This window comes from Vibrio sp. NH-7, from assembly GCF_053643215.1.
Genome location: NZ_CM132187.1, coordinates 875,246 through 898,365, shown reverse-complemented (window position 1 = coordinate 898,365; position 23,120 = coordinate 875,246). Strand labels below are relative to the sequence as shown.

The following is a 23,120-nucleotide window of genomic DNA, read 5'->3' as shown; positions in this document are numbered from 1 at the left end:
TTATCTTGTCCAGTCGACGGCGCCGTAATTCCAGTCAAGCGTCAACCAGTACTGAGTGCCATTTTGAAATGGCTGCTGGCTATCTGGGAATTCCGTCGACTGATCTGCGCCTAGATTCTCAACCGAACCTGTAATTCTTGGGGTGCAATCGGCGTACTGCCAACTCACCGAGGCATCGAAACTCAATACTTTCGGCCAGATGTAACTTGGATCATCGACAAAATCACGATGCAATTTTGACTCGGAGACATACTGCATAGACGCACTTGCCCACCACTGCGGAGTGATGTCCCACATCACTTGGGCATTCACATAGTGGTTAGGTTGGTTTTCCAACTGACGTTCTACCGCATCGTTAGAGCCACATATCGCACCTTCACAATGACCAACAATTCGCTTATAGCTGTAGTTGGTGTTGATTTGAAGGGGTTCAATCGGCTGCCATTTGAGTGCAATTTCTCCACCCATGGTTTCAGACCAAAGAGGGTCAACGTATTCTGATACGTACTGTTCAATGTAAGTCCCGACCGTGCCTGGTGATGAGTCACCTGCAATCACCCAGCCTTGAGCACTCACCCCTTTTAAGGCTCGAATATTCTCGTGAATGCTGTAGAAACCACTCATATTAAGCTGCACTTTGTTAGTATCCCAGAAGCGATAACCAAGTTCGTAAGTTTCAACACTCTCTATACTAAGGTCATCTCCACCTCGATAGTGATACGTCGCAATGTAGTCGTACTTGTTTCCTGCGCCATCGTGCGCCCCAGATTCAACGTAGTAGTTCTCTTGGAAGGTGGTCTCCAACTCCAATCGCGAAGGGGTCACCACCGCGCGTCCCCATCCTGCCCACAAACGTTGGTTGTCGGACAGTTGGTAACTCAATCTAATCTGAGGCTGGGCATCGACACTATGCGTCAAGTTGTTGTATTGCCAGCGGTTACCCAAGGTTAACGTCGACTTATCGCTGATATCAATGTTCCAGTTCGCATACAAACCGTAACTTTGGTTCAAGAAATCGGCGTTATCCGTCACTCTAATATAAGGAACAGAATAGCGCTCACTGTCACTGTATTGACCTAGTTGTTCATCAATTATCCGAACATTGCCACCTAAACTAAGCTGTGTTCCCCACCAATCTTTAATGGTGTAGTGGGAATCAAGATCGACACGCCAAAATTGCGCATCTCGAGCGGTACTATCGTTTGAACTGTAAGTGAGCCAAAGCTTGTTTTCCCAACTATCGCCATTTTCAACATCATAAATGTGTTGTAAGCCTGAGAAGTACTCTTGCATCGTCATTTCAGTATCGTAAACGCTGGCACTTGGCTGACCGGGATTGAGAAAGTGAGGGTGGTATTTCACCCATTGATAGTCCTCACGTGAGCGAATCCCACCCGCTTGGACACTCACGGTGTGGGCAAACTTTTGATAGTCGAACCGCATACCAAAACGCTCGGTATAGACGTTGTAATCTTGAACCGGTTGTACACGCTCTTCGTCACTGGTCCACGGCATATGGTCGACAAACTCAAAATATCCGCTTAGATAGCCATACTCCCCAATCTGGGTTGACTCATGTAGCTGATACTCAGAATAACCATAGTTGCCTTCTTTAATCGCGAACTTGCCATCGGGTGCACTCTCGGCTTCAGAGGTGATGATGTTGATAACGCCATTGACTGCGTTCCCTCCCCAGATGGTGCCAACTGGCCCGAGTACCACTTCAATTTGGGCAATGTTGTCCATGCTTACCGGAATCAGATCCCAGTCGACACCTGAAAACATTGGGTTGAATACACTGCGACCATCCACCATTACAAGAAGTGTATTACTCAACGCTTGATTCTGACCTCGCGCGGTAATACCCCAGTCATAGTTAGAATATTTGGCGACATGTAACCCTGGCGCCAGAGCTAACGCATCTGCGACAGAGCGCGCGCCTGAGCGGTTGATCTCTTTCGCCGTGATCACATATACAGACGCGGCAGTATCAGCAAGGCTCTGCGCCGTGCGAGTAGCCGAGACAACTTTTGTATCCGCTAACGAACAGAGAGGCATTTCAAGCAATGAGTCGAGGTCAAAATCAGCCGCAGCGAGCGGGGCAGTCAATAGCGATGAGGCGATCGCAATTGGGAATGTAAAACGCATGGTTGGTTTCTCGTAGCACGTTGCCAACAAACGGCAATATTCCCTTAAGCCGCGCGCAACGAATGAACAGTTTTAAACAAAAAACAGTATAGCGTTTTCATATTATTCAATCATTTGCTAACCGCATGATCTCCTATCAAGTTTCAAATCCTCACGACAAAAAGGATTTGTTTTCACACTTTCTGTCGCCCTTTAGCTACAAAAAAACCTCTCCGAAGAGAGGTTTATTATCATTACTTTATATGGTCCCACGACATATTGGAGACTATCCGGCAGTCATCACATTTGAAATAGAAGATGTCGTGTAGCGGTTCATCCAACAACCAATCACCCCCACACTTGGGGCACTTGCGCGCTTTTTCATCAGTAAGACTTTGGCCGCCCACTCGGTACTGGTAGTAATAGGTAGGGACTTTAGTGATGTATTCAATTCGACCACGCAGGTCCCAACCGCGCTTAAATAGCACACTGTCAGCATCACAAATCTCGTGTAATGCGGCATGCTCTGCTCGACATCCCCCCGCCATTTGGATTTCATCGCAGGCTTGCCACTCCGTTTGCCACTTAATCACCGCTTTGTGATCGCCGTTAAGAGTTGGACCATTTCGATACAGTGGAATAGGCAGCAAGGTATCACCACTTCTAAGCGGTGAGCAGGTGTGAACGTAAGTCGTGTATAGCACTTGCCAACTTGGGGTACCCTCTTCTGCCGCTTCCTCTGAGTTAATATCTCGACCCAGCAAACGAACCTTAGGTGCCAAAAGAGACGCATCCGCAAGGCGGCGGATACAAACATTCACAAAGTCAGAGTGGTTGTTCGGATGCAAACTCTGCTGCTCTGGGCACACTGCACGAACGAAAAACTCACCGTCGCCCATCACGATAGGAAACTCTCGCCCTAACACTTGACCGTTGTAACGCAGCGCATCCATTAAGCCATTAATCGCCTTATCTACCGCAGAGATAGTGGTGTTATCAAAGCACTCAAATTGAAGTTCAACTACGTACATGGTTACACCGCTGGCTCAAGCTTAGCTAAAAACTCAGCCACGTTTTGAGCCAAAACATCACGCTTATCGGTCCCCAACCGTTCAAGAACAACTTGACCGGTTAAGTTGCAAATTGAGATGACATCCAATTCCGCATCAGTCGCCGCAATAAACACCGTAGGTTTCAGTTTGAGTCGGCGCTGAGTCACCAAATGACCAAGAATGTTTTCTTGTAAGCGGACAAAATCATCGTCACTCCAAACTTGCAGCAACGTCAGTTCGTTGCCATTCCACGTTGCCTCCATATCTCCGCAATATTGGACGCCATAAAAGATTTTGATGTCTTCATGTAACGTCAACTCAATGCCTGCTTCCACGTTCGCAAAATCGGCTTGCTGCTCTCTTACAAACGCTTTCCAATCCACTGCACCGTCACTTTTGCTTTCAACACATGGTGAGACAAGATCGTACAACTCTTCACTGCGTGGAAGATGACCATGAGCGTCAAGGTAAGCTTGGTGGTAGTTTTCAGTGAATGTGAGTAACGCTTGTTGAGCATTATCAGCCATTAGATTCTCCAACATGAATGGTCGCTTTTAGAGGCGAGATTGCGTAAAATTCTCGACATTCTAATAGAAAATGAACAAAAGTATGAGCAAATATTCTGACGCAAAAGAGCTTGCTGGCCTAACCCTTGGCCAAAAAACAGATTACTCAAATCAATACGACCCTAGCCTTTTGCAACCTGTACCACGCAGCTTGAACCGAGACGACCTCAATCTTGGTGACGAACTGCCATTCCAAGGCTGCGATATTTGGACATTGTATGAGCTATCTTGGCTTAATGAGAAAGGCTTGCCACAAGTCGCTGTCGGTGAAGTTTCCATTCCAGCCACCAGCGCAAACCTGATCGAATCCAAATCGTTCAAACTCTACTTAAACAGCTTCAATCAAACGCGTTTTTCTAGCTGGGATGAGGTAGAAAGCACACTCATCCAAGATCTGTCTCAGTGCGCTGGTGAAACCGTTGCCGTTACACTACGTTCGGTGGTCGATTACACGGATTCAGTCATCGTATCGATGGATGGTGAATGTATCGATGACCAAGACATCGAAATCACCCACTACGATTTCGACGAAACTCTGCTGCAAAATGCCACTAACAATGAGGTTGTTGAAGAGAGCCTTCACAGCCACCTGCTAAAATCAAACTGCTTGATCACCAACCAACCAGATTGGGGCAGCGTCGAAATTCGCTATCGCGGCAACAAAATCAACCGTGAAGCGCTGCTGCGTTACATTGTCTCTTTCCGCGAGCACAATGAATTTCATGAGCAATGCGTTGAGCGTATCTTTACTGACATCATGAAGTTCTGCCAGCCGCAGCAATTGACTGTCTATGCTCGCTACACCCGTCGAGGTGGATTGGACATCAACCCGTACCGCTCCAATCAAGATGCTCAGCCGGCACACAACCAACGTATGGCCCGTCAATAAGGACTCGGACAAGCATGAATTTACTACGCTGGGCACGCCATATTGGCGCACTAATACTGCTGTTCTCCTCTTCGCTGGCATTTGCGACTGTTTATTCATCGCCAATGTTAAGCGAAGCAAACAGTTTGGTGGATATCGTCCCTAAGCAAGCCAAGCAGCTCGCGACCGACTATATTACTCAGCGTACTTTGACTGACAAAACCGAGAAAAGCCCCTCTTCCATCTCACGTGATGAAACGGATGCTCGAACACGCACTCCCGGTGGAACAATCGACGCACTACGAATTCTCGCGCGTGCCGAGTTCAACCTCGGTAACCAGCGTGACGCGCTTCGACATTTAAAAGAAGCGGCAGTGCTGGCCACCAACTACAATCTTCCTTACTTACTGCTGGATATTCGCTTGGTTGATATCCGACTTCGTTGGCAAATTTCGGGCGACGCCATTACGGCAAGAAAAGCACTGGAAGAATGGGAAACGTCGTTTGGAGAAATCCAAAACCCGCAGCAATTGGCGCGTGGTCTACAATACAAACACACCATGCTGCTCGCTGACATCGCCTCTGCGGAAGGGGATATGAGCGTTGCCGATAGACTTTACTTGCAGGCAAAACCCTATGCCGACGAAGCAAAATCTAACCAAGTCATGATCAGCTACCACACAACGTTGGGAAGCCACTATCTTGCCGCGAAAAAATACAACCCGGCACTCTCTGAGTTACTCTTCAGTTACTGGAGAGCCATCGAAAGTGATTCAGGCGTTGAACTGGCAAAAGTAAACCGCTTACTTGGCCAGTTGTTTTATGAACGAAAAGTGCTGGATAAAGCCAACGAGCACTTATCTCAAGCCGCAGACTTTTACGACAATTACGAACACTCTCCGCTACTCGCTCCAATTTTAAAGCGAATGGGCGATATTTATTACCACCAAGGTAAATACAACCTTGCTCTCGTTCATTACTTTAACGCCATGGACCATGAGCGTATTCAAAACAACATTGAAAGCGTCATCGACATTCGCGTATCACTCGCTGCCACCTATTTGCATTTGGTCAACTTCCCCTTGGCTGAGCAGTACTTGGACCGAGCACAAAAGCTACTCGAATATGCCGATATCCCGCGCCTAAAAGCGTACGCCCTATTGCTAGAATCTGGGTTGGCGAGGCATCAATTTAACGCCGACAAGGTGATCGAAAAAGCGCAACAAGCGTTGGACATTGCCCAGCAATCGTCCGATATCAGTACCCAGAAATCCGCCTATCAGTTGCTCTACTTGGGCTATGAACTCAAGGGCGATTATCGACAATCACTCGAGTACCTCAAGCAATACAACTCGTTGGCAAACATTGAACAGCAAGAGATTGATCTCTTGAACGAAGATGCGTTTCGCCAGCAAAAAGAGTTTGTCGAGCAAACTTTGCATCTCACTGGTCAAAAAGAAGAGTTAGAACAGACGCGAACCGAGTATCACAAGTTCCAAAAAATCACCTTCACACTGTTTGTACTATGTGCGTTGCTGTTTGTATTCATTCTTCGTCGCGGCCACATAATTAATGTCCAACGTGAAGAACTCGACAGACTAAACCAAGACTTATTCACTCACTCTCGTTCTGGCCTACGCAATTTAAGAATGCTTAATGCCCGTTTACCAGCATCACTTGAAGAGAGCATCAGCAAGTTTGAGCAGTGGCACGTGGGCGAATTGATCCACGAACCGCTTAATGATCGGCTTCGCTTTGTGATGATTGACGTCCCATTCCTTCGCAACATGTATTTGCAACACGGTTATGAAGAAGGGCTAAAACTTGAGCGCGCGTTTGGCGATTACTTGCGAGAGAAAGTCGAGTCACCTGCGCGAATCTATCACTTCTCGGACGCGAACCTGCTTTATATAGAACCGAATAAAGAGCAAATGAGTGACCCAGAAGAGTTGTTCAACAAAATTCAACAGTGGGTGATGGAGTTTGAGCCAGAACGCCGCATCAATCGCATCATTCGTATGGGCATGGCTGACTATCCTTTCCTACCTAGAGCGTATACCGCGGTTAATGATAAGGAACTAGTTGATGTGCTACTAATGTCAACCAGTACTGCGCGCACGCTCAGCATGAAAGAACATTGCAGCCAATGGGTCTACCTAAAAGCCATCGAAAATGCGCCAGCAGCCAGTTTAGCAACAGGTAATATACGCAAGGCCTGCAAGCATTCTATAAATCAAGGGTTAATAAAGGTGCACTCTTCGTACAAGAATGAGGACAGCATCAAAAAACTATTAAAAGATGAGTAAAACCTCATCAATCAAACGTTGTAACCCGTGACGGATGAGTTTTATTTGATATTATCAATAAATTCATAAATAGAGGTGGACCATTCCGCCTGTCTGTAAGTTAAGTTTTGATGGGCGTCCTAGAGCAAGATCTTCAGTCACAGCTGCACAATCTGAAATCTCAATTGGAACAAGTCCGATTGACACAGAGAGATACCTCGTTCAAATTTAAGAGAGAGCAGAAGGTACTCAAGCGCATCATTGCATCTATGACTGACGCTCACAGAAGTGAAGACCCGCGACTTAAAACTGGGCTGATTGAGCTAAAACAGGCACTCGAACAACAACAAGATGTCAGCTCCCTCATACCCAAACTTGCGGTGCTTGAGCGCTTGCTTAAACAACAAGGCTTGGCTATGGAAAAACAGACGGAACATCTCGACGCTCAGATTCAACACAGCGGCGAAACACTACTGCGCCTGACTGGGTTACCAGCCAAGGTGAAACGCGATCTGCGTGATCTATTGAGTTACTCGAAAGGGCTTCAACGACCGAAAGCCGAACAGGCCATGAAGCTGCTTGGTTTGTACGAGCGCTCAATCAAAATCATCACCTCAAACCCAGACACCCCACTTTGCCAAATTTCAAGCAGCTCTGATCGAGAACTTCTCACTCGGCTCTCTGACGAACTCCAGCATCTGATCACCGAACTCGATTTCGAGGGTGAATCGGGCGAGCTGCTGATCGACATTCGCGCCAAACTTCTTGTGGGCGTGAATACCCACTCGTTACTTGAGTTGACGCTCCAAACGCTGAAACTCGTCATTGAAGGTACTCAGTTTGAGCGTAAAACATCGGAGCAGTTCCTAGAGCAAGTCAACACCTCACTCTCTTCTTCGATGAAAAGCTCTGAACAAAACGTCAGTCAATCGCAAAGCTACTTTGAACAGCGTCAAGAGATGAACGACGAACTGTCTGGGCTGATCGAGCAAACCGAAGCAAAAGTGGCTTCCGCGACAGACCTAAGCCAACTCAAGTCTGAAATTAACCCACTTGTGGCACAGTTAAACTCTCTCTCTGAGCGCCTTCGTCATGCCGAGCAGCGAGAACAAGCGCTGATAGAGCGAATGAATTATGGCAAAGGTCAACTTGAGGCGCTGTTTGAAATGACTCAAGATTACCGACGCCGACTGGAAGACCAAGCGCAGCGAATGCTGTTAGACCCACTCACAAAAGTCTATAACCGAACCGCATTTGGCGATCGTATGGAGCTCGAGTATCGTCGTTGGATTCGCGCGCAGCACAACCTAAGAGTCATCCTATTTGATGTCGATGGTTTTAAAACCATCAATGATAGCTTTGGTTATACTGCAGGTGACAAAGCCCTCAAGATCATCGCCCGAACGATCAAAAAAGAGCTTTCAGAGACCGACACCGTGGCTCGTTTTGGCGGTGAGGAATTTATTATTCTTTTGCCTGAACGCTCTGACTCTGACTGCTTTAACCTTATCCAAACCATCCAAGGTCAAGTGTCTAAACTGCCATTCAAGTTTAGAGATCAGCACCTCACCATTACCTTGTCGGCATCCAGTACTGCGTTCAAAGAATCTGATACACCAGAAGAATTACTGGAACGTTTGAATCTCTTCCTTAAAGAAGGCAAAGCGATTGGCACCAATCAGCTTGTGTGGAAATAGTCCTAATAAATTCCTACCATTGTCATAGAAATATCAAATAGTTAGCTATAAAACCATTTAAGCGTGCTAAGCTAACTAAAGTCCTACCTGTTTATTGAACAATAACAACAATGACTGAGGACAATAATAATTAGCGACTCTTGGAGAGTTCGTCTCTAGTCAAGGAGGTTCTTATGATCACTCATATCAGTCCAGCTGGTAGTATGGATCTACTCTCTCAACTTGAAGTTGAGCGCCTTAAAAAAACCGCTGCCAGTGATCTCTACCAGCTTTACCGCAACTGTACGTTGGCGGTTTTGAATTCAGGCAGTCACACCGATAACTCAAAAGAGCTATTAGACAAATACAAATCCTTCGACGTTAATGTGGTGCGCCGAGAGCGCGGCATCAAGCTCGAGCTGCACAATGCGCCAGAGCATGCGTTTGTCGACGGTGAAATCATCAAAGGAATTCAAGAGCACTTGTTCTCTGTTCTGCGTGATATCGTCTACGTCAATATGCATTTGGCCGACAACCAGCGGCTCAACCTCACCAACGCCAGCCACATTACTAACCTCGTCTTTGGTATTTTACGCAATGCTGGCGCGCTGACCCCAGGGATTGAACCCAACCTAGTGGTGTGTTGGGGCGGTCACTCAATAAATGCAACAGAGTACCAATACACACGTGAAGTCGGCCATGAGCTAGGCTTACGTGAACTCAATATCTGTACTGGTTGTGGCCCAGGTGCGATGGAAGGACCAATGAAAGGGGCGGCGATCGGTCATGCCAAACAGCGCTACTACGATCAGCGTTACCTCGGCCTTACAGAACCGTCAATCATCGCGGCAGAGCCACCAAACCCTATCGTCAATGAGCTGGTGATCATGCCAGACATCGAGAAGCGTCTCGAGGCATTCGTGCGTATGGCGCATGGCATCGTCATTTTCCCTGGCGGCGCAGGAACGGCCGAAGAACTTCTCTACATTCTTGGCATCATGATGCACCCAGAGAACAAAGATCAACCGTTGCCAATTGTGCTGACCGGACCAAAAGAGAGTGAAGAGTACTTCCGCTCTATTGACCGCTTTATCGGTGAGACTCTGGGTGAAGATGCACAGAAACACTATGAGATCGTGGTCGATGATCCAGCTCGCGTTGCACAAATCATGAAGCAAAGCATGACGGATGTTCGCCAGTATCGCAAAGATACCGGTGATGCCTACAGCTTTAACTGGTCGCTCAAAATCGAACCTGAGTTTCAGCTTCCCTTCGAGCCAACCCATGACAACATGGCCAGCCTCGACTTGCATCTTAATCAAAGACCTGAAAACCTCGCTGCCGCTTTACGCCAAGCCTTCTCAGGTATTGTCGCGGGTAACGTAAAAGCAGAAGGCATTCGTGAAATTGAGCGTCACGGTCGATTCAAGCTCGACGGCGACAGCAGCTTAATGAAGAAAATGGACAAGTTGCTCCGCGATTTCGTTGAGCAAGATAGAATGAAACTGCCTGGAGGCTCAGCTTACGAGCCTTGCTACGAGATCAAGACAGGCTAGCGGTGGTATTCTCACTCTCATTCGATACAATAAGGGCTTAATGCCCTTATTTTTTGAGTTTTATGTCTATTCATCTTGTTATTATCGATGCCCTCAACTTAATCCGACGCGTTCACTCCGCACAACCGGATCCTAACGATATAGCAAGAACCATCACCACCACGACGCGAACGCTGAATAAAATCATCAACGAATCAAAGCCGAGTCACATGATTGCGGTTTTCGATCACCACCTCCAAGAACGTGGCTGGCGCGCGGCGATCCTGCCTGAATATAAACAGAACCGAAAGCCAATGCCTGAGCCTTTATTAAACGGACTCGAGTCCATTCAAGATGCTTGGTGGCAGCTGGGCATTGATTCACTCCTGTCGGATGGCGATGAAGCGGATGATTTGGTCGCGACACTCGCTATGAAGGTGGCCAATCATGGTGAAAAGGTCACCATCATTTCTACGGACAAAGGATACTGTCAGTTGCTCTCTCCGACACTGCAGATCCGAGACTACTTCCAGCACCGTTGGCTAGATGCGCCTTTTATCGAAAAAGAGTTTGGTGTCACGCCAAAGCAACTGGCCGATTACTGGGGTCTTACAGGGGTGAGTTCGAGCCAAGTTCCAGGAGTGCCGGGTATTGGTCCGAAAGCTGCGAAAGAGATCTTGACCCAGTTTAACGATATCGAAGCCGCCTATGCCAGCGACGAGTTACCAAGCAAATATCGGAAGAAGCTCGACGAACACATCGATTCGGCTCGACGTTGCAAACAGATTGCTGCGTTAAAAACAGACATCGAACTCGGCTTTAACTTGCAAGCGATTCGCTATACTGGTCCGCAAACCGCTTAGGACTCAGTACATCACGTTCTCACGACATGTTTATTAGTAAGTTATTGATTAGTTTACGGTTGTTAAACTTAGCTGTTGGGTAAACCGTTGCCCTCTCAACTTCGACAGTTACCTAGCTCTTACCCGATCAAGTACGGTGCAAAGTCGCACTTTCATCACAGAAGCCGCTACTGATTAATCTATTTTTAGTGCTCCACTAACACGGAGCACAATAATGAAAAAAGGTCTAATTCTCTCCCTTACGTGTCTATTCTCTCTACCCGCTTTGGCTGCTACATGTGGTCAGCACCTTGCGATGGGCACGCCCTCAGAACTTTCAGATCAACTGTTATGCCGTGACGGATATGCCGTTGGCTACAACTATCAAACGAAGAACGCCGACTGGGTGGCCTATCACCTCACTGCTGAAAGCGTTAACGCCAGTTACAAGCGGAGCAACAGCTTTAAAATCGACGCTGAGCTGCCTGACTATGCGCAATCAACCTTGGATGACTATCGAAGCTCTGGTTACGACCGCGGTCATTTGGCCCCTTCAGCGGCGATGGACTTTACTCAAGAATCTATGAAGCAGAGTTTTCTTATGAGTAATATGTCGCCACAACTTCCGGGGTTCAACCGAGTAGGATGGCGTTTACTTGAAGAGCACGTGCGCGATGTCACTAATGAGTACAATGAAGTGTACGTGGTCACCGGACCAATTTATAACGGCAATGAAAGCACCATTGGTGATGGCGTGGTGATTCCAAGCGCGTTTTACAAGGTCATCTTAGACCCTTACTTTAATGACGCGATTGCCTTTATCGTGCCGCACCGTGATGTGTCTGGCAGCGAGCTAGCAAACTTTGTCACTACAGTCGATGACGTGGAACAGCAGACAGGGTTAGATTTCTTCTCGATGATTGATGACAGCGCTGAAAACACAATGGAGTCACAACTATGGGAAATGTGGCCAACGTCTAATTAGGGTCTATTAACCCTAGTACTTCTGCTACAAAAAAACGCTCCAATCGGAGCGTTTTTGTTGGTTTAACTATCGCGGCGAGATATTCGACAAGCACTGGACATGGACGGTGATTTCTTCACGGTCATGGTAAAGGTGCTTAGCCTGCAGCTTGAACTTTACCTCATTGTCTTTTAAGAAGATTTTCAGGTTTTCGATATCCTGAAGCACTTCATCGTAACGCCCTTTCATCGGCAATTTAAGGTTAAAGATCGCTTCTTTAGCCCAACCACTGATGATCCACTCGCCCATCAACTGAGCGACGCGAGATGGCTTTTCAATCATGTCACAAACAAGCCAAGTAACGTTCTTACGCGCAGGTTCAAATTTAAAGCCATCTTCTTGATGATGCTTTACCTGTCCGGTTTCCATCAGGCTGTCTGCCATCATGCCATTATCAACTGAGTGAACAAACATCGAGCGTTTCACAAGCTGATACGTCCAACCACCAGGGCAAGCACCGAGGTCCACTCCCCACATGCCAGCAGCAAGACGCTCGTCCCACTCTTCACGAGGGATAAAGACATGAAATGCTTCTTCAAGTTTTAGCGTAGAGCGACTTGGAGCATCCGCTGGGAACTTGAGTCGAGGAATACCCATAAAGAACTGCGAGTTGTTTGTTGGCAGAGAGTAACCGACAAAACAGTGGCCAGGCGCAACAAAGCAGATGTGTAACACAGGCTTTTTCGGGCTGTCTTTTGGAAACAAAATGCCTTTTCCGCGAAGTGCTTGACGCATAGGTACGGTGAACTTACGGCAGAATTTCAGTAACTCTTTTGCTTCATTGGTGTCGGGCGTTTCAATACGAATATCGCCACAACGAGGCATGGTTTCTACATAGCTCAGATCGTGCAAGATTGGGGAAATACGGTCTTCACGTGGCAACTCTTGGATTTCAGCCGCAACCGCAAAGATCTGGCGAGCGAAGATCAAAGACTTAAAATCGAGTTCTTTAACCAATCGCTGCGCGTCACCTTCTTGGTAACATTCAAAAATAACGTAGCCACTGTTTTTCTTAACGCGAGGGAAACCAAACACTTCTAGCTGAGTGGCACGATCTTGAATTTCACCTGCACACTCTTTTTCAAAGCCGCTGCGGCAATAGAGCATTAATTGTTTCACTGATTCACCTCTTTAATCTGTAGTGCTGCGTAAACGAACATTCCCCACCCAAGCATAAACGTCAATCCACCGAATGGCGTGACTGGACCGAACCATTTGATTCCCGTTATCGCTAAAGCGTAAAGGCTGCCGCTAAAACAAAAGATGCCGATGATAAAGCAAATCGCGGCTAGGAAGAAATATTTTTGTGACTTAGGTGGTAATTTTATCAGCAACAGAGCGCCGCATAAGATTATCCCAATAGCATGGATAAATTGATACTGAACGCCTGTGTTAAACACATCTAACAAATACGGAGTGAGTGTTTTCTTTAGCCCATGCGCAGCAAATGCGCCAAGCACTACGCCAGTACCCGCAAACAAACCACCGATGGTAAGTAACTGCTTACTTTTCACGCTGAACCTCGAAGATGAACTGAGCTAACTTATCGACCGCTAACTCAATATTGCCTTGCTCCGTATAGCCAGAGCTTTTGCGTGGTTTAAAACTGTGGTCCCCATCAGGAATAAACTCAACTTGCACCGCTGAAGACAAGTCAAAATCGGAGAACTCCTCCTTTTTACCAAAGGTGTCACGCTCTCCTTGAAGGATGAGTGTTGGCTTATCGAGTTCGGCTAAGTGCGCACCCTTGTAGTTTTCAGGTTTGCCAGGAGGATGAAATGGAAAACCCAAACAAGCAACGCCGGCCACTTGGCTCTCACCTGATAGAAGACTTGCCATTCGCCCCCCCATCGACTTGCCACCAATCACGAACGGCTTCTGGCCTGCGACATCAGCAATCACAGCTTGATACGCTTCCAGCAACTTTGGAGCACGATCTGGCGGACGCTTTTTGCCATCTTCCGCACGCTTAATCATGTATGGGAAATTAAAGCGCACCACTTGAATACCTTTACTTGCCAGCCCTTCGGCCACCGCCGCCATAAAAGGATGATCCATCCCTGCCCCCGCACCATGCGCGAAAACAAAAATCGGCTGTGTTTTCTGCCCATCAATAAGATAGCTACTCATCCAACAACTCCTCTTGTTCACTTTGCGCTTTTGCCAACATCCAATCTCGAAACGTTGCAATTCGTCCCATATCAGCTTGTTTTTCGTGACACACGACATAAAACGCATTCTTAGTGACGAGCACTTCATCAAACGGCGCAATCAAACGACCCGCTTCCATCTCTGGCTGAGCAAGAACGTTGTTACCTAATGCCACCCCTTGGCCATGCGCGGCTGCTTGCAGAACCATTGTCGAGTGACTGAAGATGGGACCATGATTGACGTTCACCCCCTCAATACCATTCTGCTTGGCAAATTGTTTCCAGTCTTTTCGAGATGTGTCGTGCAATAACGTATGTTGTTTCAAATCACTTAGCGTTTCTAATGGTTTGGGTCCAAGAAGAAGCGATGGGGAACAGAGCGGGATTAGGAATTCTTGGTAAAGTTTGTCGGCTCTTAACCCAGGCCAGTTTCCTCGCCCGTAGTAAATAGCGACATCAACATCGTCCGTTAATGAGCCTTCATCCATATCAACGGCTTTGATGCGTACATCGATATCAGGCTCTTGTTGGTTAAAGTCGGCCAAACGCGGCACCAACCATTGAATAGCGAAACTTGGCGGTAAGCTAATGGTCAACGCACCTTTTTCACTACGTTCAAGCACTTTATCAGTCGCTTCTGCTAGTGAGGTAAAGATATCTTTGATATCGAGAAAATAACTTTGCCCTTCTTCAGTAAGAAGTAAGGAGCGATTTCGACGACGAAAGAGTTTTAAGCCAAGGAATTCTTCTAACGCTTTGATTTGATGACTCACTGCAGCTTGTGTGACGAATAACTCTTCCGCGGCACGCGTAAAACTGAGATGGCGCGCGGCGGCTTCAAACACTTTTAGCGAGTTAAGTGGAGGCAATCTTCTGGACATGTTGGCCTTCTATAAATTGGATTAGTTTTTTTAATCTGAAACATTATAAAATGTCCATTGCCTGACGACCAGAGAAATTCTATATTTCACCCCGCAGCAAAGAGCCAGAACGGCTTGATTCCTTTTCGAATCAATTGGCATATTGTTGCGATGTTGTGTTTGCAAACTCGTATTTCGAGTTAGGTAGGTTTCTACCAAGTTTTGTCTCCCGAGACGAAACATATACTTCCTGTATTTATTTTGACCTGTCTGTCAAATTTTTTAGCACCGCCTATATGGCGGTGTTTTTTTATGTCTGCGATTACCCAATACAATGAAAAAAGCGCAAACCGAATGAACGATTTGCGCTTTGTTTATTCTGAAGGCAAGTCTCAACGACTAAGGGCGATAAACCTTAACGTTGTTGAAACCTTGCTCTTGCAAATACAGAGCTTGTAGGCGGCTCATCACACCACGGTCACAGTACAGAAGGTACGTTTTAGATTGGTCTAAATCACCAAACTGCGTGCCCAACTTGAAGAATGGGATGTGCTTCACTTCTACGCCATCGATTTCAAGCGGGTTATCGTCTTCCTCTTCAGGACTGCGGATATCCAGCACGATTGCGTGCTCTTCGACCGCTTGAACCTGTTCAACTTCTGGTGCTGCTTGCTCGGTCTCTTTAGCGATATCACGAATGTCCATCATACGTGCGTCACGAACAACCTGCTCTAGGATATCAAAGTCAAACTTCGCTTCTTCCTCATCCAACTTGGCTTTCACCGCTTTGACTGTTGGCTTCTTCGAGATGACGCCGCAGTATTCCGGCATTGTTTTCGCAAAATCTTCCGTACCGATCTCACGTGCAAGATTGATGATGTCTTCTTTATCCCAGTTAATCAGTGGACGTAGAATCAATGTATCAGTCACGTTGTCGATATGACGAAGGTTTGTCAGTGTTTGGCTTGAAACCTGACCAAGCGCTTCACCAGTTACCAAGGCTTCAATCTTAAACTTGCTGGCTACCATACCTGCCGCACGCATAAACATACGTTTTAGGATAACGCCCATTTGGCCATCATCCACTTTCTCAAGAATTTCGGCCACAACTGGCTCAAAGTCGACAGAAATGAAACGCACTTTGGCTGAAGATCCGTATTTGTTCCATAAGTAGTGAGAAACTTGCTTAACCCCAATCTCGTGTGCAGGACCACCTAAGTTGAAGAAACAGTAGTGCACTTTAGAACCACGTTTAATGTGCAGGTAGCTTGAAACACCCGAATCAAATCCACCCGAGATAAGGCTAAGCACATCTTCTTGAGTGCCCAGTGGGAAGCCACCAAGACCTTTGTAGCGAGCGATCACTTGGTTGAGAGTCTCACCTGACACTTCAACGTTCACCGTAACATCAGGATTACGCAGCTTAACGCTCGCGCTTTCGATCGCTTGGTTTAAGCCGCCACCCACGTAGCGCTCTAACTCAATTGAGGTAAAGTCATGCTTGCCACGACGTTTCGCACGAACAACAAACGTTTTGCCAACCAAGCTGTCTCGGTTTAGTTCCAATACCTGTTCAAAGATATCGTGCAGATCTTTAAAGCCAGACTGCTGCACTTCCAGAACATGGTGAATACCTGGAGTGTGCGTTAAGACTTCAATCACTTCCTGGCGATATTGATCGGACTCTGACGTCACTTCAATATGGTCACGACGGTTGAAGACAGCGACAGACTCACAGCGGCTTTTAATGATGTTGCGAATATTACATTCAAGAATCTTTGTGAAGCGCTTGCGCACCGATTCACTTTTAACGAAGATTTCTGGATGGGGCTTAACGATAAATTTCATGGTTCACTTCACAAGTTAACAGGTTTGTAGATTCGCTTTGGGTCGCTACCATAATAGTAGTCATACTATTTGTACGGTCACCACCCTCTAAGGGCGCAAGATTATACATTAAGCGACAGACATAAAAAAGACGAGCGTGATGCTCGTCTCATTGTTTAGTGGGGATCAATTATTGAGGACAGGCACTTCGTCGCTTTGGAGCGCTTCGCCTTGCATGATGCTGATTTCCACGCGGCGGTTACGCGAACGCTGCGCTTCAGTATCGTTTGGACCGAGAGGCTCGGTATCTGCCATGCCTCGAACACGCAACCTCTGCGAGGTAAATCCACGGACTTTTTCCATCTCTTGGGCAACCGACACGGCGCGTTGAGCAGAAAGATCCCAGTTTGAACGATACAGCTCCGACTCAATTCGCTGATTGTCCGTATGGCCCGATACTCGCACAATGCCCGGAATGTCTTTGACGAGATCCGCAATCTGCCTCACTAATGGACGGAACTTAGGCTGCAAGAATGCAGAGCCTTCAGGAAATGCGCCTTTTTCTCGAATTCGAATATCGATTTGCTGACCAAGGTTCTCCACTTCAATGGCTCCTTGTTCAATCTCTCGCTCGAGCGCTTTCTTGATGCTTTCCATCAAGGTTTCAAGCTCTTGAGACATTTCCGCTGACTGCTGTTGCTGGCTGTCGGATTCCGAGTTCTGGTTGTTCTGGGTTGACGTATCAGGCGATTGCCCACCCGTTAACTTACCTTGGTCACGCTGCGTGCCCCCCGCTCGGTCAGACTCCCCTTCGTGGAACTCCAACGTCTGTTGAGTAATATCGATGGTTTGCTGCATGATGACGTCAATCGGTGTCGGCTCAGGACGCCCCGGACGAAACTCTTGTGCAATGATACTGGTCCCTTTTGGAATGTCTTTCACTTCCAAACGGTTTTGTACCCCAAAGGCAAATTTCATCGAACCAGCAATCTGCTTGAACTTCAGTACATCCATCTCAGAAAACGAGAGCAGAAGTACGAAGAAGCACATCAACAGAGACATCAAGTCAGCAAAAGTACCCATCCACAGTGGTAAACCGGGGGGCGGGCATTTTGGTTCTTCTTCTTCCATCCCTTCACCCTTACTCGTTATCTACATCAAGAGCACGTTTACCTTCGTTGAGGTAGTTCTTCAGATAACTATCAATGACACGAGGGTTCTGGCCATCTTGGATTGCTAACACACCATCCATGATTAGGCGGCGATTGAGTTTTTCTTGTTCACGACGAAGCGACAGTTTATCGGCAATCGGGAAGAAGACCATGTTTGACAGGATTGCACCGTAGAGAGTGGTCAAAAGTGCTACCGCCATTGCCGGACCGATCGATTTCGGGTCATCCATGTTAGACAGCATGGCTACCAGACCGACGAGGGTACCGATCATTCCCATCGCTGGTGCTACGTCACCAAAGGCTCTAAATACACTGGAACCAAAATCGTGACGCTCGTCCGTGAGGGCGATGTCTTTTTGCAGGGCTGCTCGAACCACATCCGCATCGTGACCATCCACCAGCAAGTCGATGCCTTTCTGCATAAAGCTGTTGGTGATCTCCATCTCTTCTAGAGCAAGGAAGCCACCTTTACGCGCTGCATCTGCCATTTCGACGACTTTAGCGATGAGATCTTCTGGTTCATCCGCTTTAAACATGAAAGCTTTCCCCGCGATCTTCGCGGCTCCGAAGAACTGGCCCATAGTAAACTTCATCAACACTACAAATGTTGAACCACCTACTACGATCAGAATCGACGTTACGTCGACGAACATCATGATGCTTCCGCCCAGTATCATCGCCATGATAACGAAAGCAAAACCACCGATCAGTCCTACCAGCGTTGCTAAATCCACAAAGCACTCCTCATGCTATCTCAAAGCTTCTACCAAATTATATCGGCAACATCTTCAGATCTTTAGTGTTTTCTCTACTTCTACTATAGATACTTATCCCAACTAGTAAACTAGCCTTTCGTCAACTGTTGACCTTTCCCTCGCTTATCGACGTCTCAGTTCGACTTTTCTGACAAATTTACTCGGTTAAATTTGACCATCATTGGCCGCTAAGGTAACTTTCGTGCATCTTTATCAACGTAGACATATTATGGCGAGCAAAAAACCTGAAAATATGACCTTCGAAGCCACAATCGAAGAGCTCGATGTTATCGTAGACAGTTTGGAAAATGGTGACTTAGCTTTAGATGATGCACTCAAAAAATTTGAACGCGGCATTGCCCTAGCACGCTCAGGTCAAAGCAAACTTCAAGACGCCGAACAGCGCGTCAGCATTTTGCTCAATAATGATGACCAATCGCCACTTACTGACTTTAACGCTCAGCCAGAATAATTGATTTAGAAGATACCCCTATGCAAGAGGCTCTAACCTCACTCCAACAACGTAGCAACCAACAGCTTGAACGTTGGCTTGATACGCTCCCTCACCAGCAACAACCGCTTATCGACGCAATGCGCTACGGACTGCTGCTAGGTGGCAAGCGTGCAAGACCATTTTTGGTCTATATTACAGGCCAAATGCTAGGCTGCTCACTTGAGCAACTTGATACGCCCGCAGCGGCCATTGAGTGCATTCACGCCTATTCATTGATCCATGATGATTTGCCTGCGATGGATGACGACGAACTGCGTCGCGGACAGCCGACCTGTCACATTAAGTTTGATGAAGCGACTGCAATCCTAACTGGCGACGCTCTGCAGACACTTGCGTTTACAATTTTGGCAGAAGGTCAGTTGAGCCCCGAGGCAGAAGCTCAACGTATAATGATGGTTAAAGTACTGGCAGAAGCCTCTGGCGCTGCAGGTATGTGTATGGGGCAAGCGCTCGATTTGGCGGCGGAAAATCGTGTTGTTTCACTGCAAGAGCTCGAAGAAATCCACCGCAACAAGACCGGAGCATTAATGAAATGCGCCATCCGTATGGGCGCGTTAGCAGCCGGAGAGAAAGGCATTGAGGTCCTTCCTCTACTTGATAAATACGCCGACGCGATTGGTCTGGCGTTTCAAGTTCAAGACGACATTTTAGACGTCATTAGCGATACAGAAACCTTAGGTAAGCCGCAAGGTTCTGACCAAGAATTAAACAAGAGCACCTACCCAGCCTTGCTTGGACTGGAAGGCGCTATTAACAAAGCTCACACTCTGTTAAAAGAAGCACTTCAAGCCTTGGATGCTATCCCATACAATACAGAGTTACTCGAAGAGTTCGCCCGATACGTCATCGAGCGCAAGAACTAACAGAATAAGCGCGCAAAACTATGACTCTTGATATTTCAAAGTACCCAACACTGGCACTGGCTGATACGCCAGATGAGTTACGCAGCCTTCCGAAAGAAGTGCTGCCCAAGCTGTGTGATGAGTTACGTACTTACCTTTTAAACTCAGTTAGCCAATCTAGTGGTCACCTTGCCTCAGGCTTAGGGACGGTCGAACTGACCGTTGCACTTCATTACGTCTACAACACGCCGTTTGACCAATTGGTGTGGGACGTCGGCCACCAAGCCTACCCGCATAAGATTTTGACTGGACGTCGCGATCAGTTGTCGACCATTCGTCAGAAAGACGGTTTACACCCTTTCCCATGGCGAGAAGAAAGTGAATACGACACCTTGTCTGTTGGTCACTCCTCTACTTCTATCAGTGCCGCGCTAGGCATGGCGATCAGTGCGGGCAAAGAAGACAAGAATCGAAAAGTTGTCAGCGTGATTGGTGATGGCGCCATCACCGCAGGCATGGCCTTCGAGGCAATGAACCACGCGGGTGATGTCCACCCTGATATGCTGGTGATTCTCAACGACAATGAAATGTCCATTTCAGAAAACGTTGGAGCACTGAACAACCACTTAGCACAAGTTCTTTCCGGCAGCCTTTACACCTCGATTCGCGAAGGCGGAAAAAAAGTACTGTCGGGCGTTCCGCCAATCAAAGAGTTGGTGCGCCGCACAGAAGAGCACTTGAAAGGCATGGTTGTTCCAGGGACGCTTTTTGAAGAACTTGGCTTTAACTACATAGGCCCAGTTGATGGCCATGACGTGAACGAGCTGGTCAAAACTCTCAAAAATATGCGAGAGCTTAAAGGCCCACAGTTCCTACACATCATGACGAAAAAGGGTAAAGGGTACGAGCCGGCAGAGAAAGACCCAATTGGTTATCATGGCGTGCCTAAGTTCGACCCTAGCCACAACTCACTGCCAAAGAGCAGCGGCGGAAAGCCAAGTTTCTCCAAGATTTTTGGTGATTTCCTATGTGACATGGCTGCGCAAGACCCTAAGCTAATGGCAATCACGCCAGCCATGCGTGAAGGCTCTGGCATGGTACGCTTTTCGAAAGAGTATCCAGACCAATACTTTGATGTCGCCATCGCTGAGCAACATGCGGTGACGCTAGCTACGGGTATGGCGATTGCTGGTGATAACCCTATCGTCGCGATTTATTCAACGTTCCTTCAGCGTGGTTATGACCAGTTAATCCACGATGTTGCCATCATGGACCTTCCTGTGATGTTTGCCATTGACCGTGCTGGTTTGGTGGGCGCCGATGGTCAAACTCACCAAGGCGCGTTCGATCTTAGCTTCATGCGCTGCATACCAAATATGGTGATCATGGCACCAAGTGACGAGAACGAATGTCGTCAAATGCTCTACACTGGCCATAAGCACACTGGCCCTTCAGCAGTGCGCTACCCGCGTGGTACAGGTATGGGAGCCGAGATAAAACAAGAATTTACCGCACTAGAGATTGGTAAAGGACGCCAAATTCGCCAAGGTGAAAAAGTCGCGATATTGAGCTTCGGTACTTTCTTGGCTAATGCGCTAGAAGCCGCCGAGAAATTGAACGCTACTGTGGCGGATATGCGATTTGTAAAACCCCTCGACGAAGCACTCATTAAGCAGCTAGCCGATGAGCACGACGTCATTGTTACGCTCGAAGAGAATGCGATTGCTGGTGGCGCAGGTGCGGGTGTCATTGAGTTCATGATGAAAGAGAAGATCATGAAGCCCGTCTTAAATCTTGGCTTACCGGACAAATTCATTGCTCAAGGCACTCAAGATGAGCTCCATGAAGAGCTCGGCTTAGACGCCAAGGGCATCGAAAAATCGATCCTAGAGTATCTCGCTAAATAAAGTAGACTCTCTCAAACCCAAAAGCCCTCACACTGCTGTGAGGGCTTTTTTGTCTAGTTCGGCATCTGCCAATCAAACTCCTGACACAGCGCTTGCCACGTCTCGCCCACACTCGCTTTAATGAGCAGTTTCTCATTGGTGAAAGGGTGAACAAATTCTAGACTTGACGCGTGAAGCAGTAATCGGTGCGAGTCATACACGTCTCTAAATAACTTATTGTGTTTTCCATCACCGTGAGTGGTGTCTCCAACAATAGGGTGCCTTAGATGGGCCATGTGCCGCCTAAGCTGGTGTTTTCGTCCTGTCAGTGGCTTCATCTCCATCAAACAATAACGAGTCGTTGGGAATTTACCTGTCGAGTGAGGAACCTCGACTTTGGCAAGAGGCCAATAGTCCGTAATCGCTTCTTGCGCTTCTTTATCTTGGCTAGCATGTTTATCGGCAATCTTATCCAGCTCCACTTTCAGTGCATAATCCAGCCGCCCAGACTCTTCTATCCAACCGCGCACGATTGCATGATAGGTTTTCTCCATCTCATGGTTGGCAAACATCGGCATCACCTGTGAAGCCACTTCACTGGATAAAGCAAAAATCAGCACCCCCGAAGTCGGCCTATCTAAGCGATGAAGTGGAAATACATGCTGACCAATTTGGTCACGTAGGGTTTGCATGACGAACTGTGTTTCATGCTTATCGAGCCAACTGCGATGGACGAGCATCCCTGCGGGCTTATTGACGGCAACAAAGTAGTCGTCTTGATAAATAATCTCGAGCATTATCGGCACACCTCATCAATGGAAACTAATAAACTGAGCACAGGTGCGTACTCTGGGCAAGATTTCCAGCTCTCCTCAAAGTAAGGGGAAATCGAAAACCCCGTCGGCAAAGGCATTTTTTGCTCGACTAGAGCCGTCATTTTAGGAAGGAAAACCCATTGCAACCATTGCTCTGGCTTCAAAGTATCGACAGAAAAAGGCTCATTGCTTGACAGCTCTTCCGTTGATGGGGTGTCTTGCTGCCACAGCCCTAATTCTCTCATAACTAAAGGAAGTTGCTGTAAAAGAGGTAACAATTGTTGTGCTTTTGTCATAAACCGTTCGTGTTGGCCTTGAAAAATG

Annotated in this window: 21 protein-coding genes; 9 read left to right on the top strand and 12 right to left on the bottom strand. The window is 47.4% G+C overall.

What is annotated here, in order from left to right; genetic code table 11:
- From ACUALS_RS04290 to syd, 3 genes are all read right to left on the bottom strand, one after another.
- The gene (locus ACUALS_RS04290; protein WP_454448934.1) at positions 1 to 2,148 is read right to left on the bottom strand and encodes a TonB-dependent receptor plug domain-containing protein; all 2,148 of its coding nucleotides are present in this window, start codon (positions 2,146 to 2,148) and stop codon (positions 1 to 3) included.
- Between the two features lie 233 nt (positions 2,149 to 2,381).
- A complete protein-coding gene (locus ACUALS_RS04285) occupies positions 2,382 to 3,158 on the bottom strand; it encodes a Zn-ribbon-containing protein (RefSeq protein ID WP_454448933.1) in 777 nt (258 codons plus the stop codon).
- 2 nt (positions 3,159 to 3,160) lie between these two features.
- Entirely contained in the window at positions 3,161 to 3,706 is a 546-nt protein-coding gene (gene syd / locus ACUALS_RS04280; protein WP_454448932.1) for a SecY-interacting protein, read from the bottom strand.
- Between the two features lie 82 nt (positions 3,707 to 3,788).
- Here syd and queF point away from each other — a divergent pair, with 82 nt between their 5' ends.
- The 6 genes from queF (at position 3,789) to ACUALS_RS04250 (ending at position 11,936) form a co-directional block, all read left to right on the top strand.
- Positions 3,789 to 4,634 (top strand): NADPH-dependent 7-cyano-7-deazaguanine reductase QueF, encoded by an 846-nt coding sequence (gene queF, locus ACUALS_RS04275; protein WP_454448931.1) that lies wholly within the window; start codon positions 3,789 to 3,791, stop codon positions 4,632 to 4,634.
- 14 nt (positions 4,635 to 4,648) lie between these two features.
- Positions 4,649 to 6,919: a tetratricopeptide repeat protein gene (locus ACUALS_RS04270; RefSeq protein ID WP_454448930.1), complete on the top strand. Its 2,271-nt coding sequence runs from the start codon at positions 4,649 to 4,651 to the stop codon at positions 6,917 to 6,919.
- Positions 6,920 to 7,029: 110 nt separating this feature from the next.
- Positions 7,030 to 8,595, top strand: a complete 1,566-nt coding sequence (locus ACUALS_RS04265; RefSeq protein WP_454448929.1) for a GGDEF domain-containing protein — start codon at positions 7,030 to 7,032, stop codon at positions 8,593 to 8,595.
- Between the two features lie 173 nt (positions 8,596 to 8,768).
- Positions 8,769 to 10,130: a nucleotide 5'-monophosphate nucleosidase PpnN gene (gene ppnN / locus ACUALS_RS04260; RefSeq protein ID WP_038190039.1), complete on the top strand. Its 1,362-nt coding sequence runs from the start codon at positions 8,769 to 8,771 to the stop codon at positions 10,128 to 10,130.
- Between the two features lie 62 nt (positions 10,131 to 10,192).
- The gene (gene xni / locus ACUALS_RS04255) at positions 10,193 to 10,972 is read left to right on the top strand and encodes a flap endonuclease Xni (protein WP_454448928.1); all 780 of its coding nucleotides are present in this window, start codon (positions 10,193 to 10,195) and stop codon (positions 10,970 to 10,972) included.
- A 214-nt stretch (positions 10,973 to 11,186) separates the two neighbouring features.
- Positions 11,187 to 11,936, top strand: coding sequence for a DNA/RNA non-specific endonuclease (locus ACUALS_RS04250; RefSeq protein WP_005471847.1), 750 nt, complete (start codon positions 11,187 to 11,189; stop codon positions 11,934 to 11,936).
- Between the two features lie 66 nt (positions 11,937 to 12,002).
- On the opposite strand, the gene rlmM is transcribed toward ACUALS_RS04250, so the two are convergent.
- The 7 genes from rlmM to pomA form a co-directional block, all read right to left on the bottom strand.
- Positions 12,003 to 13,094 carry a 23S rRNA (cytidine(2498)-2'-O)-methyltransferase RlmM gene (gene rlmM / locus ACUALS_RS04245; RefSeq protein ID WP_038140159.1) on the bottom strand — a complete coding sequence of 364 codons (1,092 nt, stop codon included), beginning with the start codon at positions 13,092 to 13,094 and terminating at the stop codon, positions 12,003 to 12,005.
- Entirely contained in the window at positions 13,091 to 13,489 is a 399-nt protein-coding gene (locus ACUALS_RS04240; RefSeq protein ID WP_005471814.1) for a DUF423 domain-containing protein, read from the bottom strand. The genes rlmM and ACUALS_RS04240 overlap by 4 nt, the downstream gene beginning before the upstream one ends.
- On the bottom strand, positions 13,479 to 14,105 hold the full coding sequence (locus ACUALS_RS04235) for an alpha/beta fold hydrolase (RefSeq protein ID WP_454448927.1): 627 nt from the start codon (positions 14,103 to 14,105) through the stop codon (positions 13,479 to 13,481). The genes ACUALS_RS04240 and ACUALS_RS04235 overlap by 11 nt, the downstream gene beginning before the upstream one ends.
- Positions 14,098 to 15,006: a transcriptional regulator GcvA gene (locus ACUALS_RS04230; protein ID WP_038140155.1), complete on the bottom strand. Its 909-nt coding sequence runs from the start codon at positions 15,004 to 15,006 to the stop codon at positions 14,098 to 14,100. Before ACUALS_RS04230 ends, ACUALS_RS04235 begins: the two co-directional genes overlap by 8 nt.
- Positions 15,007 to 15,384: 378 nt before the next feature.
- The gene (thiI, locus tag ACUALS_RS04225; protein ID WP_269977468.1) at positions 15,385 to 16,833 is read right to left on the bottom strand and encodes a tRNA uracil 4-sulfurtransferase ThiI; all 1,449 of its coding nucleotides are present in this window, start codon (positions 16,831 to 16,833) and stop codon (positions 15,385 to 15,387) included.
- A gap of 165 nt (positions 16,834 to 16,998) precedes the next feature.
- Positions 16,999 to 17,943, bottom strand: a complete 945-nt coding sequence (locus ACUALS_RS04220; RefSeq protein ID WP_038217777.1) for a flagellar motor protein MotB — start codon at positions 17,941 to 17,943, stop codon at positions 16,999 to 17,001.
- Positions 17,944 to 17,953: 10 nt separating this feature from the next.
- A complete protein-coding gene (gene pomA, locus ACUALS_RS04215) occupies positions 17,954 to 18,718 on the bottom strand; it encodes a flagellar motor protein PomA (protein ID WP_005476021.1) in 765 nt (254 codons plus the stop codon).
- Between the two features lie 250 nt (positions 18,719 to 18,968).
- Between pomA and xseB the strand changes: the two genes are divergently transcribed.
- The 3 genes from xseB to dxs are packed head-to-tail and all read left to right on the top strand — an operon-like array spanning position 18,969 to position 22,002.
- Entirely contained in the window at positions 18,969 to 19,211 is a 243-nt protein-coding gene (xseB, locus tag ACUALS_RS04210; RefSeq protein WP_005476034.1) for an exodeoxyribonuclease VII small subunit, read from the top strand.
- 20 nt (positions 19,212 to 19,231) lie between these two features.
- Positions 19,232 to 20,116, top strand: coding sequence for a (2E,6E)-farnesyl diphosphate synthase (gene ispA / locus ACUALS_RS04205; RefSeq protein WP_038140151.1), 885 nt, complete (start codon positions 19,232 to 19,234; stop codon positions 20,114 to 20,116).
- A 20-nt stretch (positions 20,117 to 20,136) separates the two neighbouring features.
- Positions 20,137 to 22,002 carry a 1-deoxy-D-xylulose-5-phosphate synthase gene (gene dxs, locus ACUALS_RS04200; protein ID WP_454448926.1) on the top strand — a complete coding sequence of 622 codons (1,866 nt, stop codon included), beginning with the start codon at positions 20,137 to 20,139 and terminating at the stop codon, positions 22,000 to 22,002.
- Between the two features lie 53 nt (positions 22,003 to 22,055).
- Here the strand turns inward: dxs and truC are convergent, their stop codons facing one another.
- Together truC and ACUALS_RS04190 are read right to left on the bottom strand one after the other, a co-directional pair.
- Positions 22,056 to 22,778: a tRNA pseudouridine(65) synthase TruC gene (truC, locus tag ACUALS_RS04195; RefSeq protein WP_454448925.1), complete on the bottom strand. Its 723-nt coding sequence runs from the start codon at positions 22,776 to 22,778 to the stop codon at positions 22,056 to 22,058.
- Entirely contained in the window at positions 22,778 to 23,092 is a 315-nt protein-coding gene (locus tag ACUALS_RS04190) for a YqcC family protein (protein WP_331399327.1), read from the bottom strand. The genes truC and ACUALS_RS04190 overlap by 1 nt, the downstream gene beginning before the upstream one ends.
- Between the last annotated feature and the right edge of the window lie 28 nt (positions 23,093 to 23,120).

Bases quoted from the DNA above. Each gene is read 5' to 3' on its own strand.
- ACUALS_RS04290 (WP_454448934.1), bottom strand. From the start codon at position 2,148: ATGCGTTTTACATTCCCAATTGCGATCGCCTCATCGCTATTGACTGCC.
- ACUALS_RS04285 (WP_454448933.1), bottom strand. From the start codon at position 3,158: ATGTACGTAGTTGAACTTCAATTTGAGTGCTTTGATAACACCACTATC.
- syd (WP_454448932.1), bottom strand. From the start codon at position 3,706: ATGGCTGATAATGCTCAACAAGCGTTACTCACATTCACTGAAAACTAC.
- queF (WP_454448931.1), top strand. From the start codon at position 3,789: ATGAGCAAATATTCTGACGCAAAAGAGCTTGCTGGCCTAACCCTTGGC.
- ACUALS_RS04270 (WP_454448930.1), top strand. From the start codon at position 4,649: ATGAATTTACTACGCTGGGCACGCCATATTGGCGCACTAATACTGCTG.
- ACUALS_RS04265 (WP_454448929.1), top strand. From the start codon at position 7,030: ATGGGCGTCCTAGAGCAAGATCTTCAGTCACAGCTGCACAATCTGAAA.
- ppnN (WP_038190039.1), top strand. From the start codon at position 8,769: ATGATCACTCATATCAGTCCAGCTGGTAGTATGGATCTACTCTCTCAA.
- xni (WP_454448928.1), top strand. From the start codon at position 10,193: ATGTCTATTCATCTTGTTATTATCGATGCCCTCAACTTAATCCGACGC.
- ACUALS_RS04250 (WP_005471847.1), top strand. From the start codon at position 11,187: ATGAAAAAAGGTCTAATTCTCTCCCTTACGTGTCTATTCTCTCTACCC.
- ACUALS_RS04235 (WP_454448927.1), bottom strand. From the start codon at position 14,105: ATGAGTAGCTATCTTATTGATGGGCAGAAAACACAGCCGATTTTTGTT.
- ACUALS_RS04230 (WP_038140155.1), bottom strand. From the start codon at position 15,006: ATGTCCAGAAGATTGCCTCCACTTAACTCGCTAAAAGTGTTTGAAGCC.
- thiI (WP_269977468.1), bottom strand. From the start codon at position 16,833: ATGAAATTTATCGTTAAGCCCCATCCAGAAATCTTCGTTAAAAGTGAA.
- ACUALS_RS04220 (WP_038217777.1), bottom strand. From the start codon at position 17,943: ATGGAAGAAGAAGAACCAAAATGCCCGCCCCCCGGTTTACCACTGTGG.
- xseB (WP_005476034.1), top strand. From the start codon at position 18,969: ATGGCGAGCAAAAAACCTGAAAATATGACCTTCGAAGCCACAATCGAA.
- ispA (WP_038140151.1), top strand. From the start codon at position 19,232: ATGCAAGAGGCTCTAACCTCACTCCAACAACGTAGCAACCAACAGCTT.
- dxs (WP_454448926.1), top strand. From the start codon at position 20,137: ATGACTCTTGATATTTCAAAGTACCCAACACTGGCACTGGCTGATACG.
- truC (WP_454448925.1), bottom strand. From the start codon at position 22,778: ATGCTCGAGATTATTTATCAAGACGACTACTTTGTTGCCGTCAATAAG.
- ACUALS_RS04190 (WP_331399327.1), bottom strand. From the start codon at position 23,092: ATGACAAAAGCACAACAATTGTTACCTCTTTTACAGCAACTTCCTTTA.